General features: G+C 48.0%; 16 protein-coding genes. 10 read left to right on the top strand and 6 right to left on the bottom strand.

The window, feature by feature from the left end:
* Window positions 1-149: 149 nt before the first annotated feature.
* A complete protein-coding gene (gene orn / locus V7P87_RS13400; RefSeq protein ID WP_296294504.1) occupies window positions 150-701 on the bottom strand; it encodes an oligoribonuclease in 552 nt (183 codons plus the stop codon).
* Window positions 702-804: 103 nt separating this feature from the next.
* On the opposite strand from orn, the gene rsgA reads away from it, so the two are divergent.
* Genes rsgA through V7P87_RS13415 form a run of 3 tightly spaced genes read left to right on the top strand, consistent with a single transcriptional unit; the run spans window position 805 to window position 3439 of the window.
* On the top strand, window positions 805-1857 hold the full coding sequence (rsgA, locus tag V7P87_RS13405) for a small ribosomal subunit biogenesis GTPase RsgA (RefSeq protein ID WP_333797884.1): 1053 nt from the start codon (window positions 805-807) through the stop codon (window positions 1855-1857).
* A 12-nt stretch (window positions 1858-1869) separates the two neighbouring features.
* Window positions 1870-2730: an archaetidylserine decarboxylase gene (gene asd / locus V7P87_RS13410; RefSeq protein ID WP_333797885.1), complete on the top strand. Its 861-nt coding sequence runs from the start codon at window positions 1870-1872 to the stop codon at window positions 2728-2730.
* 19 nt (window positions 2731-2749) lie between these two features.
* Entirely contained in the window at window positions 2750-3439 is a 690-nt protein-coding gene (locus tag V7P87_RS13415) for a glycerophosphodiester phosphodiesterase (RefSeq protein ID WP_333797886.1), read from the top strand.
* A 30-nt stretch (window positions 3440-3469) separates the two neighbouring features.
* Here the strand turns inward: V7P87_RS13415 and V7P87_RS13420 are convergent, their stop codons facing one another.
* Window positions 3470-3859, bottom strand: coding sequence for a MerC domain-containing protein (locus tag V7P87_RS13420; RefSeq protein ID WP_260655820.1), 390 nt, complete (start codon window positions 3857-3859; stop codon window positions 3470-3472).
* Between the two features lie 169 nt (window positions 3860-4028).
* Here V7P87_RS13420 and V7P87_RS13425 point away from each other — a divergent pair, with 169 nt between their 5' ends.
* On the top strand, window positions 4029-4337 hold the full coding sequence (locus V7P87_RS13425) for a prephenate dehydrogenase (RefSeq protein WP_333797887.1): 309 nt from the start codon (window positions 4029-4031) through the stop codon (window positions 4335-4337).
* A gap of 72 nt (window positions 4338-4409) precedes the next feature.
* On the top strand, window positions 4410-4727 hold the full coding sequence (locus V7P87_RS13430) for a hypothetical protein (RefSeq protein ID WP_333797888.1): 318 nt from the start codon (window positions 4410-4412) through the stop codon (window positions 4725-4727).
* A 5-nt stretch (window positions 4728-4732) separates the two neighbouring features.
* Here the strand turns inward: V7P87_RS13430 and V7P87_RS13435 are convergent, their stop codons facing one another.
* From V7P87_RS13435 to V7P87_RS13445, 3 genes are all read right to left on the bottom strand, one after another.
* The gene (locus tag V7P87_RS13435) at window positions 4733-5239 is read right to left on the bottom strand and encodes a DUF3016 domain-containing protein (RefSeq protein WP_333797889.1); all 507 of its coding nucleotides are present in this window, start codon (window positions 5237-5239) and stop codon (window positions 4733-4735) included.
* A gap of 426 nt (window positions 5240-5665) precedes the next feature.
* Window positions 5666-7303 carry a chaperonin GroEL gene (gene groL / locus V7P87_RS13440; RefSeq protein ID WP_333797890.1) on the bottom strand — a complete coding sequence of 546 codons (1638 nt, stop codon included), beginning with the start codon at window positions 7301-7303 and terminating at the stop codon, window positions 5666-5668.
* A gap of 54 nt (window positions 7304-7357) precedes the next feature.
* Window positions 7358-7648 carry a co-chaperone GroES gene (locus V7P87_RS13445; RefSeq protein WP_296294486.1) on the bottom strand — a complete coding sequence of 97 codons (291 nt, stop codon included), beginning with the start codon at window positions 7646-7648 and terminating at the stop codon, window positions 7358-7360.
* Between the two features lie 351 nt (window positions 7649-7999).
* Here V7P87_RS13445 and V7P87_RS13450 point away from each other — a divergent pair, with 351 nt between their 5' ends.
* The 4 genes from V7P87_RS13450 to accC all read left to right on the top strand — a co-directional run bounded on the left by V7P87_RS13450 (window position 8000) and on the right by accC (window position 12393).
* A complete protein-coding gene (locus V7P87_RS13450; protein WP_333797891.1) occupies window positions 8000-9823 on the top strand; it encodes a protein-disulfide reductase DsbD in 1824 nt (607 codons plus the stop codon).
* Between the two features lie 264 nt (window positions 9824-10087).
* Window positions 10088-10549: a type II 3-dehydroquinate dehydratase gene (gene aroQ / locus V7P87_RS13455; protein ID WP_296294482.1), complete on the top strand. Its 462-nt coding sequence runs from the start codon at window positions 10088-10090 to the stop codon at window positions 10547-10549.
* A 28-nt stretch (window positions 10550-10577) separates the two neighbouring features.
* Window positions 10578-11033, top strand: a complete 456-nt coding sequence (gene accB, locus V7P87_RS13460) for an acetyl-CoA carboxylase biotin carboxyl carrier protein (protein WP_296294479.1) — start codon at window positions 10578-10580, stop codon at window positions 11031-11033.
* Window positions 11034-11049: 16 nt separating this feature from the next.
* Window positions 11050-12393 carry an acetyl-CoA carboxylase biotin carboxylase subunit gene (gene accC / locus V7P87_RS13465; protein ID WP_296294477.1) on the top strand — a complete coding sequence of 448 codons (1344 nt, stop codon included), beginning with the start codon at window positions 11050-11052 and terminating at the stop codon, window positions 12391-12393.
* Between the two features lie 152 nt (window positions 12394-12545).
* Here accC and V7P87_RS13470 read toward each other — a convergent pair whose 3' ends face one another.
* Window positions 12546-13577 carry a glycosyltransferase gene (locus V7P87_RS13470; RefSeq protein WP_333797892.1) on the bottom strand — a complete coding sequence of 344 codons (1032 nt, stop codon included), beginning with the start codon at window positions 13575-13577 and terminating at the stop codon, window positions 12546-12548.
* Between the two features lie 244 nt (window positions 13578-13821).
* Between V7P87_RS13470 and prmA the strand changes: the two genes are divergently transcribed.
* Window positions 13822-14706 (top strand): 50S ribosomal protein L11 methyltransferase, encoded by an 885-nt coding sequence (prmA, locus tag V7P87_RS13475; protein WP_333797893.1) that lies wholly within the window; start codon window positions 13822-13824, stop codon window positions 14704-14706.
* The last annotated feature ends 49 nt before the right edge of the window (window positions 14707-14755 follow it).

Raw genomic sequence — 14755 nt, forward strand, 5'->3', positions numbered from 1 at the left:
TCGTGACCTCGACCTTGGCAAGGTAGCGCTCTACCAACTGAGCTATGCCCGCATCAATTTCTTCCCGCTTGATTGCAGCGTCAACCAGAGATTAACTTCGCAACCAAGCGGGGCGCATTTTACAAAATCAAATTGAGTTTGCAAGCATTTTATGACGGCAAACGGAAAAAGTGCTGCTGATAGGTGACTAATTCAGCAATTGAGTCGCGGATGTCGTCCATTGCCAGATGACTTGATGATTTTTTCACCAGCTTGGTTACTTCCGGATTCCAGCGTTTGGCCAGTTCTTTGACGGTGCTCACATCCAGATTGCGGTAGTGAAAAAAGCTCTCCAGTTTAGGGGCGTATTTCACCAGAAAACGTCTGTCCTGCCCTATGCTGTTGCCACACATCGGCGATTTACCTGCCGGCACGTACTGCGATAAAAAGGCGATAGTTTGATCTACGGCACTGTCTAGATCCGTGTTACTTTCGCGGCAACGCTGGGTTAAACCACTTTTGCCATGTTGCTCCACACACCAGGCGCTCATGTTATCCAACACAGAGTCGGGCGTTTTAATGGCAAACACCGGGCCTTCGGCCAGAATATTCAGCTGACTGTCGGTGACTATCACGGCCATTTCCAGAATTACATCAACTTCAGGCTCCAGGCCGGTCATTTCCAAATCAATCCAGACTAAATTATTCTCGCTAACAGACATAAAAGGCACCTTGTGGCATTGCTACTTTGTTACTTGAGTGAATGCTAGTATCATACTACGCCTGACGCCAACTGGAAAACGCCCGCAGGGCTCTTGAGATACAGTGACGAAAAAGAAACACCTCAGTCAACGCCAAACCGATCGTATTGCCGGTAACCAGCAAAAACGGCTGGAACGACTGGAAAAAAAAGCCGCCAAAGCCGAACAACAACTGCAGCACACCCAATTAGGTGAAGCAGAAGCAGGTGTTGTGATCAGCCGTTTTGGCCAACATGCCGATGTGGAAGATCAGAACGGCGTGATTGAACGTTGCAATATCCGCCGTACTATCAGCTCGTTAGTCTGTGGTGACAAAGTAGTGTGGCGCCGCGCGCTACAGCCCCAAGCCGGCATCAGCGGTGTCATTGAAGCAGTACAGGAACGCAGCTCAGTATTATCGCGGCCTGATTTTTACGATGGCTTAAAACCAGTCGCAGCCAATATTGATTTGCTGATTATAGTGTCGGCGGTACTGCCTTCTTTGTCGCTGAATATTATTGACCGTTACCTGGTAGCTGCCGAAGCTATGCAAATCAAGCCCTTGTTATTACTAAACAAAATTGATTTGTTAACTGCTGAGCAACGGCAGGAAGTGGAACAGCAACTCGATATTTACCGTAAAATTGGCTACGAAACGCTGCTGTTGAGCGCCAAAACCGGCGAAGGCATGACGCAGCTCGATGCTTATTTAAAGTCCGGCACCAGTATTTTTGTTGGCCAGTCTGGGGTGGGTAAATCGTCGCTGGTGAACAATTTATTGCCTCAGGTGCAGGTATTAACACAGGAAGTGTCTGATAACTCTGGCCTTGGCCAGCATACGACGACTGTGGCCCGTTTGTATCATCTGCCCGATGGCGGTAATCTGATTGACTCACCCGGCATCCGCGAATTTGCGCTCTGGCACTTAGAGCCTGATGAAGTGATCTGGGGTTTTAAAGAGTTCCGCCCCTGGCTTGGCCGTTGCAAATTCCGCGACTGCAAACATGGCAACGACCCGGGTTGTGCTTTACACCACGCCATAGAAATTGGGGAAGTGTCGCAAGAACGTTTTGATAACTATCATAAAATCCTGCTGAGTATGGAACAGGATAAACCAAATTTTTTTAAAGTTGATTAAGGATCCGCGCTGATGGATAAATTTAAAATCACCCTGCAGTACATCATGCCCAAACATCTGATTTCCCGTCTGGTGGGTTTGTTGGCTGCAGCCCGCCTGGGTTTTATAAGCCATGCTTTGATTAAACTTTTTATCAGAGCCTATGGCATTAATATGGCCGAAGCAAAGTATGAAAATGCCTCTGATTATAAAAGCTTTAACGAGTTTTTTACCCGACCGCTTAAAGATGGTTTACGCCCTGTAGTACAGGATGACAACATCATCGCTCATCCGGTCGATGGTGCTATCAGTCAGCTTGGTAAAATTGAGGGTGATAAACTGATTCAGGCCAAAGGCCACGATTATTCACTGCAAGCTTTGCTGGGTGGTCTCGCAGAAACAGCTGCCCCTTACCAAAACGGCGAATTTGCCTGTATTTATCTGGCGCCAAAAGATTATCACCGTATTCATATGCCTGTTGCCGGTACCTTGCGTGAAATGATTTATGTGCCTGGTGAACTGTTTTCAGTCAACCCCTTAACAGCCGCCAATGTGCCTGGTTTATTTGCCCGTAACGAGCGTGTCGTCACTATTTTTGATACTGAACTTGGGCCTATGGCGCTGGTGTTGGTGGGCGCGACTATTGTCGCCAGTATTGAAACTGTCTGGGCTGGTACTATTACCCCACCCACAGGCAAAGAGATTTTCCGCTGGAGCTACCCGGCAACAGGTGCCAATGCCGTACATCTGGAAAAAGGTGCTGAAATGGGCCGCTTTAAGCTGGGTTCCACTGTGATCCTCGCCTTTGCACCGGACAAAATAGAATTCCTGCCACAACAGTACCCGGGCGCTGTCACGCGTATGGGCGAAGCTTTTGCCGCTAAAAAACACTAAATTTTACCGGAGGTGACCGATGTTTATTTTTGCCCACCGTGGCGTCAGCGGTCACTTCCCGGAAAATACTCTCAAAGCCGTTCAAGCTGCTTTAGATTGTGACGCTGATGGTATTGAGATTGATGTGTATGCCGTTGACGGTGAACTGGTGGTGATCCACGACCGCGAGCTGAACCGCACCACCAACGGTACTGGGGAGCTGGAAGATTATTCGCTGCCACAACTGCAACAGCTGGACGCCGGTCAGGGGGAAAAAATACCTACTTTGTGGCAAGTGCTCAAGCTGGTGCAAAACCGCTGTGTACTGAATATTGAACTCAAAGGTCACAACACGGCCGAACTTCTGGTCAAGTTGCTACATAAAGCACGCGGCGAATTGGGTACCGACTGGTCAACACTTTTGATTTCGTCATTTCATCATCCGCTTTTGCAACAGATCAGAACTCTGGCGCCTGAACTTGCCATTGGTGCGCTAACTGCATCTATTCCACTTGATTATTGTGCTTTTGCGGCTGAACTTGGCGCTGTTTCAGTCAACTGTGACCGGGCTTTTATTGATGAAAGGATGGTGAAGGATGCAAAAGAACGCGGACTCAAAGTTTTTGTTTATACGGTCAATAATGAACGTGAAGCCATAAGGTTACAGCAGCTGGGGGTTGATGGGATTTTTTGCAACTTTCCACATGAAGCCAAAAGCTGGTTTGACTAAGTCCGCTTTTTACACCTGATCAAAGTGAAATTAATGACTTTCGCAACTATGGCAATGATTACAGAGCCGGATATTTAACACATGCGCCAGCACCACAAAAGCAGCCCCCACAATCAGCACATAATGCTCATATTCATGGCCTAACAAGTCTTTTTGCCAATAAATAAAACCACCCAAAAACAACGAATAAAACGGATATAACTTGCGGTGGTAACGGTGAAAACCGGCAAAAATAGTAATAAAACCAAGCACCATAGTGATCAGTAACACGATACGTTCCAGCGCATGGTTATGTACCGAAGTTAACCCAAGCAGAGGCAATACGGGCAATAACACCGGCAGCATAATACAATGGATGGCACATAAGGATGTAACTGCTATCCCTACTTTATCCAGAGTATGACGAATTTGATCAAACATTCGGGTGCCTGCTGCTGCCAAAAAAAGAAATGAGATGATATAACAAATCTGACCTGATGAAAACTGCTGCCACAACATTTTCCTGAGTTCTAAACGCAACCTTGCTTACTCTCCCGCTCAATACAGTGGTTGTGGCATAATAACCGACATATTTTTATGAGGGTCTGTTATGGAACAGCTACTGAATCAACTTGATCAGAATTTAAAAGAACTTTATCGCAAAGCAGTTGATGCCGATGCCCTGCTGGATGAACTGGCACAACAGGGGCAAGCTAAACATCAGGCTATTTTTCCAGCAGATTCATTATTCAGAATCAGCAGCCCGCGTTTTTTGCCGTACTTGTCAGAAACAGCTGAACAGGTTGCGTCTATCCGCCTGACCCAACAATTTAATACCGCCACACTGGAGCTGGTGGTGAAACAATTACAGCTGCTGCACAAGACCTTGCTGGAATTTCGTACAGCTTTGAGCCGTTAAGCTAATATTAATGAGCATTGCTGTGGTTTTTGCTGTGCAGTCTTATGGGTACAATGCAAGTGGAGGAATCTTATGGATCTTTCTACAACTGCAGTTTCATCAACACAACTGCGATACACCAATGCTCCTGAGCAAGAACTGCGTTTCCCAGCGAAAGACAAAACTGCAAGAGTCACTGACATAACCAAAGAAACCGTTTCAAACGTCAATACAGACAATTCGGTTGCTCTGTTATCACAGACCAGCACAACAAAAGCTGCCGATGAACAGGAAGTTGAAAAAAATGATTCGGTGAAAGTAAGTAGTACTATCGGACGGGCTGCCAGCAGCGGTCAACTGAGCAGAGAAGAAGCAGTGGCGATTTATCAAAAAATCGCCACGCTGTTGTAGCGATTTTATGATTTTGCCGCAGTTGTCTGCACTTTAGGCAGCACCTCTTTTTCAAACCATTTTTCCAGCATATGTTGTTCATAACCAAATTCACGGCTGTTATGACCGAGCGAACCGGATTGCATAAACCCCATATCTTTTATTTTCACAGCTGTGCCTTTGGCGACTTCAACGTTATTCGCATCATACAGCACATAATCAAGATTCATCTTCGGAAAATAAATATCCTTCACCACCCTGATATCATTCATGGTTCTGCCTGCACCACTGTACATAGGTTCAACATCCCCCGCTAAATCCAGGTCCGTGATCACGACCTCAAATTTGTAACCAGCTGGTAGTTTCTCAGCAAATTCAGCCCACATCTTGTCAAATGCCTTGATCACCTTTTGCTGATAGGCTTTTTTGGTGCCGGTTCCTGGGCGAATATCGGTATACTTTTCCGGATTTTGCCACGTCAGTTTCACTTCAGCCGGCCCTGTCGCCGCAGTTGCTGCAACACTGAACAGCATTGCGGTGCTGAACATTATGAGTGTCTTACGCATAGATGCCCCCTTGTTTATCTGTTTGCGCGGGCGAGCTTCCCGGAACTCACACGCCTTATATAATCAGACCTAATATAATCGTTTTTTGCAAAAAATAACGTTGCAAGAAGTGAATAAATGCAAAGAGATGCAATTCATAACGGAATGCTTGCCTGCCAGCACGAGCACCGGCTAATCGGCTTTTTAATTCAGCTGCAACAATACGGCAAAAGACAGGTGATTGCCTGCCACTTTTCACCGGCAAAAATAGCTATCAGCACACAGCCGAGGGCTCCGCTGTTTTTCCTGCGGGCAAAAAGACAAACCCGGCAGATGCCGGGTTTGTTATGCAGCTGACATAAAAAGTCAGCACAAAGATGGGTTGCAGCGCCCTTGTAGGTGCTGCAGCGAGCATCACATCATGCCGCCCATGCCACCCATGCCGCCCATATCTGGCATTGCAGGAGCGTCTTTCTTCGGCAGCTCTGTCACCATAGCTTCGGTGGTGATCATCAGAGAACCCACAGATGCCGCAAATTGCAGTGCTGAGCGGGTCACTTTGGTTGGATCCAGAATACCCATTTCCAGCATATCGCCGTATACACCAGTTGCAGCGTTATAACCGTAGTTACCGGCACCTGATTTGACCTGATTGACCACCACTGATGGCTCTTCACCGGCGTTATCCACGATTTGACGCAGTGGAGCTTCCATCGCGCGCAGCGCAATCTTGATACCGTGGTTCTGATCTTCATTGATACCACGCAGCTCAGCCAGTTTAGCGGCCACACGTACCAGAGCCACACCACCGCCAGGTACCACACCTTCTTCAACGGCAGCGCGGGTTGCGTGCAGCGCGTCTTCTACGCGGTGTTTTTTCTCTTTCATTTCGATTTCAGTGGCAGCGCCGACTTTAATCACAGCAACACCACCTGCTAATTTGGCCAGGCGCTCTTGCAGCTTTTCTTTATCGTAATCTGAAGTGGCATCTTCCACTTGCTGACGGATTTGCTTCACGCGACCGTCGATAGCGTCCTGCTCACCGGCACCATCGATAATAGTGGTGTTGTCTTTGGTGATCACCACACGTTTCGCAGTACCTAAGTCTTCCAGTGTGGCTTTTTCCAGCTCCAGGCCAATTTCTTCAGAAATCACCACACCACCGGTTAATACAGCAATGTCTTGCAGCATAGCTTTACGACGGTCACCAAAACCCGGGGCTTTTACCGCAGAAACTTTGACGATACCGCGCATGTTGTTTACCACCAGCGTTGCTAAAGCTTCGCCTTCTAAATCTTCAGCGATGATTAAAAGTGGTTTGCCAGACTTAGCAACACCTTCTAATACCGGCAGTAATTCACGGATATTGCTGATTTTTTTATCCACAGTCAGGATAAACGGGTTGTCCAGTTCAACCTGGCCAGCTTCAGCGTTGTTGATAAAGTACGGCGACAGGTAACCGCGGTCAAACTGCATACCTTCAACCACAGCCAGCTCGTTGGCTAAACCCTGACCTTCTTCAACAGTGATCACACCTTCTTTGCCCACTTTGTCCATGGCATTGGCGATGATCTGGCCAATTTCATCGTCAGAGTTTGCAGAGATAGTACCAACCTGAGCAATAGCTTTGCTGTCGGCACAAGGCTGAGATAAAGCTTTTAATTCTTCAACAGCAGCAGCAACAGCTTTGTCGATACCACGTTTTAAATCCATTGGATTCATACCGGCAGCAACAGCTTTTACGCCTTCGTTGATAATGTTTTGTGCCAGCACTGTTGCAGTAGTAGTACCGTCACCGGCTTCGTCGTTGGCTTTAGAAGCAACTTCTTTCACCATCTGCGCGCCCATGTTTTCGAACTTGTCTTCCAGTTCAATTTCTTTGGCAACTGATACACCGTCTTTGGTGATTAATGGGGCGCCAAAAGATTTGTCCAGAATCACGTTACGGCCTTTCGGGCCTAAGGTCACGCGCACTGCGTTTGCTAAAATGTTGACGCCTTTGAGCATCTTATTACGGGCTTCATCGCCAAAACGTACGTCTTTTGCAGCCATGTTTAAATTCCTCGAAAATTCGTTGAAATCAGAATGATTTGATAAAAACCGGGATTATTCAGTGATAATGCCAAGAATGTTGTCTTCTTTGGTGATGACATATTCCTGGCCGTCAATTTTCTCTGAGCGCTCTACATAAGCACCGAAGATCACTTTGTCGCCCACTTTGACTTCTAATGGACGTACAGTACCGTTTTCCAGGATCCGGCCGTTGCCTACCGCTACCACTTCGCCCCGGGTCGATTTTTCAGCAGAAGCGCCGGTCAGAACAATACCACCAGCCGATTTGCTTTCTGCTTCCAGGCGTTTGATGATCACGCGGTCATGTAATGGACGAATATTCATGCTTAATTTCTCCTAAAGCGTTTTTGGGTTTTAACGTTGCCGTCAAATTGCTGAATTTTTAAAGTGACTGGGATATGGGGTAAGGCCTTAAAAAAACCAAGGGCTTTGCTAAAAAATTCTTTGTAAATGACAGTCTGCCTGGCTTTTCAGATAGAAGTTATTCGTGCTATCAATCAGTTACTTAAGTTTTTCTTCAGCTTATTGCAACAAAGTGCGCTCTTGTCCGGTCTGGTGGATAACTGCAGAAGATTTTTGCCTGATTGACCAGACAAAAAAAGCCAGAAGGTAACAAGCTGCGTATAATCAGCTGCTCACCAGCGCGCCCCCGAATAAAAAAGGAATGTGGTCCTGATGTTTAAACAATTTGCTGTTTTTCTTTACCTGCTGTTGGCAAGTTTGCCGCTCCAAGCCAATGATTTATTAAGTAAATTACAAGGTAACCAGTTTTTGCCTGTTGACCAGGCTTTTGTGCTGGACTTTGTACAGCAAGACAACACGCTGAAAATCAGCTGGCAAATTGCCGATGGTTATTACCTGTATAAAGATAAATTTAAGCTGGCCGGTGTGGCGGTGAATTTTTCTCACCCTACTTATCCGCCTGGTATGCCTTATGAAGATGAATATTTTGGCAAAACGGAAATTTATCTGCATCAGGTGGTGTTGTCGGTGCCTTTGTCGAATATCGATAAAGATGCGGTATTAAAAGTACGTTATCAGGGCTGCGCCAAGGCCGGTTTATGCTATCCGGTACAAACCCGCGAAATTCCACTGTTTCAGCCACAGGCTGCCAATAGCAGCGCCGCAGTATTGAATGACATAGGTGCAACCACGACTGCAACAGAAGACAAAGCAGAAACTACAACAACAGATGCTATAACGGCGCCTAAATCATCACAGGTGGAACTGGCTGAAAGACTGACCGATGATCGCAGTCTCTGGACTTTAGGGCTGTTTTTCTTACTCGGTTTGGGCCTGGCTTTTACGCCTTGTGTATTCCCTATGTACCCGATCCTCACCAGCATTATTGCCGGACAAGGCCAGCAACTCAGCACGGGTCGTGCCTTCCGGTTGTCGATGGCTTATGTACAGGGCATGGCCATTACCTATTCACTATTGGGTTTAGTGGTGGCCAGTGCCGGTGTGAAGTTTCAGGCTTATTTCCAGCACCCTGCGGTACTTATTGGCATCAGCATTTTATTTGTGCTGCTGGCCCTTGCCATGTTTGGTGTGCTGACGTTGCAACTGCCGGGTAGCTGGCAGGAAAAAGTGGGTGCTTTAAGTAACAAACAACAAGGTGGCAGTTTAAAAGGGGCACTCATCATGGGAGCCTTGTCGGGTTTGGTGGCCTCCCCCTGCACTACGGCACCGCTTACCGGTGTGCTGCTTTATATAGCGCAAAGTGGTGATATGGCCTACGGCGCTTTGGTGCTTTATGTGCTGAGCCTGGGCATGGGTCTGCCGCTGTTGTTAATTGGCAGCAGTGGTGGCAAGTGGCTGCCTAAACCCGGCGCCTGGATGGACGTGGTCAAAGCCGGTTTTGGTTTCTTGTTATTGTCAGTGCCGCTGGTATTACTGGAACGTATTTTGCCGGATTCTGTGCTGATTGTGCTGACTTCTGTCCTTGCGCTTGGCGCCGCCTTGTTTTTACACACAGTGCAGCAACAATTACAAAAACCGCTGGCCAAAGCCTTGTGCTGGTTGCTGGCGACCTTGTTAGTGATAGCAACAGCACAGTGGAACCTGCGTTTCTGGCTCCCCTCGTCGGCGCCGGCTGCTGCAGTTGCCAGCAATACCTCCCAAGTCAGTGCAGGTCAGTTTATTGATATTAAAACCCTGGCCGATTTAGACATTGAACTAAAAAAAGCCGAAGCCCAAAACCAATATGTGATGCTGGATTTATTTGCCGAGTGGTGTGTGGCCTGTAAAGAGTTTGAACATATTACTTTTGCCGACGCCGCCGTCAAAACCGAGATGGCCAAGATCCGGTTATTGCGGATTGATGTGACCAAAGCCACAGAGCAGGATGTCGAACTGATGGATAAATTTAGTGTGCTTGGCCTGCCCACTTTATTGTTTTTTGCGCCAAATGGCAGCGAACTGACCAAATCCAGGGTCACAGGTTTTATGCCGCCAGCCGAATTTGCCGCCCATTTAAAACAACTGAATCAGGGTTAATTCTTCACTAAAACAGGGCTACAGAGCGCCAGAACATTAGATTTGGCCTTTGTAGCCCGACAACCTGCCCTGCAGCTCTAACATCACCACAAAAAGTTCCCCTCCGCTGATAAGACCAGTATTTTGCTGCCATTTGCTGCGATTTCTCTATAATAAGCGGCAACTCTGCACAGCCCTGCCGGTTTTTACTGAAAAAGATGCTTTTTCAGACAACCTTTGGCAAGATGAAAGCAGATGATGAATCTTCAACGGAATAGGCGACAAATGGCATCAGTTTTACGTATTTTGCTTCTGAATGGCCCCAATCTGAATATGCTGGGACAACGCGAACCCCATATTTATGGTGCCGCCACTTTAGAACAAATTGTTGCGGATCTGACTAGCCACGCCAGCAGCCTGAATGTGCAACTGAGCCATCTGCAATCCAACGCAGAACATGAACTGGTAACTGCCATTCAGCAAAGCCTTGGCAAACAGGATTTTATTCTGATCAATCCAGGCGCTTTTACCCACACCAGCGTGGCGATTCGCGACGCTTTATTGGCCGTGGCTATTCCTTTTATTGAAATTCATCTGTCGAACGTACATGCCCGCGAGGCATTTCGCCGGCACTCCTATTTATCCGACATTGCAAAAGGGGTGATTTGTGGCCTTGGTGCCAACGGTTACCGTTATGCCTTAGAGGCTGCAGTGTCGAGCTTAACCACCACGAACATCAACCCATAATTTCAACTAAGAGTCAGGCAACATCGTCATGGATATTAGAAAAATTAAAAAACTGATCGAGCTTCTGGAAGAGTCAGGTATTAACGAACTGGAAATTACCGAAGGCGAAGAGTCAGTGCGCATCAGCCGCGGTGGTCCGGTTCAGCATTATGCACCAATGCAATATCAGGCAGCGCCAATGCAAGCGCCAGCCGCAGCACCTGCAGCTGCAGCAGCGCCGGCCGCTGCTGCAGCCGCACCTGCCATCACAGGTCATCAGATGCGTTCACCTATGGTTGGTACTTTCTACCGCGCCGCTTCTCCAACTTCAAAAGCTTTTGCTGAAGTGGGCCAAACCGTCAAAGTTGGCGATACCCTGTGTATCGTTGAAGCGATGAAAATGATGAACCAGATCCAGTCTGACAAAGCAGGCACCATCACCGCTATTCTGGTAGAAAACGGCGAGCCGGTTGAATTCGACCAGCCTTTATTTGTGATCGAATAATTCAAAAGGCCGACCCATGTTAGAAAAAGTGCTGATTGCCAACCGGGGAGAAATTGCGCTGCGTATTTTACGCGCCTGCAAAGAACTCGGTATTAAAACAGTCGCGGTGCATTCCACCGTCGACCGGAACCTCAAACATGTGTTGTTGGCCGACGAGACCATTTGTATTGGTCCGGCGCCTTCTCCACAAAGTTATTTAAACATCCCGGCTTTAATTGCCGCCGCTGAAGTCACCAATGCCCAGGCCATTCACCCGGGTTACGGCTTTTTAGCAGAGCGGGCCGATTTTGCGCAGCAAGTGGAAGAAAGTGGCCTGGTATTTATCGGCCCACGCCCTGAATCTATCAGCCTGATGGGTGATAAAGTTTCCGCCATTGAAGCGATGAAAAAAGCCGGAGTACCTTGTGTACCAGGCTCTGACGGCGCTGTGGGCGATGACGCGGACACCAACAAAGCTATTGCCAAACGTATTGGTTACCCAATTATCGTAAAAGCAGCCGGAGGTGGTGGTGGTCGTGGTATGCGTGTGGTGCGAAGCGAAGAAGAGCTGGTGTCTTCTATTGAAATGACCAAAGCTGAAGCCAAAGCTGCTTTTGGTAATGACATGGTGTACATGGAAAAATTCCTGGAAAACCCACGTCATATCGAAATTCAGGTATTGGCCGATGGTCAGGGCAAAGCCATTCACTTAGGTGAGCGCGACTGTTCTATGCAGCGTCGCCACCAGAAAGTCGTGGAAGAAGCGCCGGCCCCTGGCATTACTCAGGAACAACGCGACTTTATCGGTGGCCGTTGTGTGCAGGCTTGTATCGATTTGAACTACCGTGGTGCCGGTACTTTTGAATTCCTGTTTGAAAACGGCGAATTCTTTTTTATCGAAATGAACACCCGTATTCAGGTAGAACACCCGGTAACTGAGATGATCACAGGTGTGGATTTAATTAAAGAGCAGCTGCGTATTGCCTCTGGCATGCCGCTGTCGATTAAGCAGTCTGATATTGTGATTCGTGGCCATGCCGTGGAATGCCGTATTAACGCTGAAGATCCAAAAACCTTTATTCCGTCTCCTGGCACCATCACCCGTTTCCACCCGCCAGGTGGCAATGGTGTGCGTTGGGATTCGCATATTTATGCCGATTACACAGTACCGCCAAACTACGATTCCATGGTGGGCAAACTGATCACTTACGGTGAAAGCCGTGAAATTGCCATTGCCCGGATGCGTAACGCACTGTCTGAGCTGTTAGTGGGTGGTATTAAAACCAATATCGACCTGCATAAAGAAATTATGTCGGACGCCAACTTTAATAAAGGTGGCACCAATATTCATTACCTGGAACATAAACTGGGAATGAAATAACTCACCGATGCTTGTAAAGCATAGTTATGTAAAAAAGGCTCCCGCGGGAGCCTTTTGGTTTTGAGTTGCTGCCTGTAACGCTAAAGACGAAAACCAGAGGCTTAATAAGTTGGCGACGACTTTGCTTACAAGCATCAGTGCCGACACCACAGCTAGTTTAACTTCGCGAGCTCTTGCTGGTAAAAATCCACCACATCCTGTACCCGCGCCTGAATATCAAAACGCTGCATGGGGTATGTTATTTTCTCAGGCTTCGCTGCTGCAAGTGTCAACATGGCATTTGCCAGCGCTTCCACATCATCAACCGGCACTAAATCGCGGCCAAATAATGGCTGTAAATATTGGGCACCTTGTGAAACTGTGGCCAGCACAGGTAAACCAGCCTGCATCGCTTCTAAAAATACCAGACCAAAAGGCTCGTACCTCGCGCTACTGACAAACACATCAAAACTATAAAGCCAGTCTTGTGGTGTGGTGGAAAAACCGGCCAGCAACACTTTGTCACCGGCGAGCTTGTCATTGACCAGTTTTTTCAGCTCAGGCATGGCCTTGCCATCCCCGACTATCACCAGACGGGCGTTGGGAATATTGGCTTTGACAAAAGCCCGCACCAGCACGTCGTGGCCTTTGGTCGCTTCCACCCGGCCTAAAGTGCCAAAAATCAGCTCGTTTTCCGCCAACCCAAGCTTTTGCCGCAGTTCGGTTTTAGCCGCTGGCGCTGTCAGTTGGGTATTGGTCCAGTTATCCAGCTGAATGCAGTGCTGTTGAAGTGAAGCCGGTATCGCATCCAGCTGCCACGGCGCTATAGCGATTAAAGCATCAAGCTTGGCATGCTGCTGTTTTTTATAGCAAATATGTAAAGTGGCTACTCTCAGACATAAACCTTTGAGCCCTTGTAACACGCGGCAACCGGCACTTAAATGGGCGTGGGCTACATCGGGTTTTAACGTGCGGATCATTTTACGCGCTTGCCAGATAGCAAAAAATTTCCAGCCATCCACCACCTGAACCTGCACTTTGTCGCTAAGCCGGTGCCTGATGGCATTGGCTCTTTGTTCACAACCCCTTTTGTGCAAAATCACCGTCACCTGATGCTGTTGCTCTGCCTGCGTATTGGCCAGCTCAACGGCATAACGTTCACTGCCGGCAAAACTGTGCGTCAGAATAATGTGAACAATTTTCATCACAACCTACAATCACCAAACCTCTGTTGGCCTCAGTCTATCAAAATCTGCCTTTGAGCCCAAAAAAATGGCTGAAAATCAGCGGTTTTTACCTATGCTGACAAAACCCAGTGGTACCTTGGCCCGGGCAGCTCCTCATTCAACCCTTCGCAAAAATGATGCAAAGGCCGCGCAAGCGCTGCCTTGTGCAGAGAAAACTGCTAAACTGCCGCTCTTTTATGTTCAGCATCAAACGGAAATCACCATGCCTTGGATCCAACTGCGGGTAAATACCACTGAAAAACACGCCGAAACTGTCAGCGATATGCTGATGAGCTGGGGCGCTCAGGCCGTTAGTTTTGTGGATGCCAAAGACACCCCTATTTATGAACCATTGCCTGGTGAAGTGATTTATTGGGCCAACACTGTGGTGGTGGGTTTGTTTGATGCCGAACACAAGATGGATAAAGTGATCAAACAGTTAGAGCAGGTCAGCCTGTTTAAAAACGGCGTGCAGTACAAGCTGGAACAGCTCGAAGATAAAGACTGGGAACGCGAATGGATGGACAACTTCCATCCTATTCAGTTTGGCAAAAGGTTATGGGTCTGCCCAAGCTGGCGTGATATTCCTGACCCGACTGCAGTGAACGTGATGCTGGACCCCGGTCTTGCTTTTGGTACCGGCACCCACCCTACTACCGCCCTTTGTATGGAGTGGCTGGATGCACAGGATCTCACTGAAGCCACAGTGGTCGATTTTGGCTGTGGTTCAGGCATCTTGGGTATAGCAGCACTCAAACTCGGCGCGAAAAGAGTGGTAGGTGTGGATATAGACCCCCAAGCTATTGAAGCCAGCGCCGCCAACGCTGAGCGCAATGGCGTGGCCGGCCAGATTGAACTCTATTTACCCAAAGATCAGCCAACACTGGAAGTGGATGTGGTAGTCGCCAATATTCTGGCCGGCCCGCTGGCTGAGTTGTCTGGCGTTATCAGCGCTTATGTCAAACCTGGTGGTTTGCTGGCGTTGTCCGGTATTCTGGAAAGCCAGGCCCAAAGTGTGATGGATGCTTATGCCGCTGAATTTGATTTTGACCCTGTTGCAGTCAAAGAAGAATGGGTGCGGTTAAGCGCCCGCAAAAAGCAGGCTTAACAAAACACTTTCACCCATGAACCGCCAAAAGGAGGTGTTACGCCTCCTT

Origin of the sequence: Rheinheimera sp., from assembly GCF_036782235.1 — a bacterium.
In the GTDB taxonomy this organism is placed as follows: domain Bacteria; phylum Pseudomonadota; class Gammaproteobacteria; order Enterobacterales; family Alteromonadaceae; genus Pararheinheimera.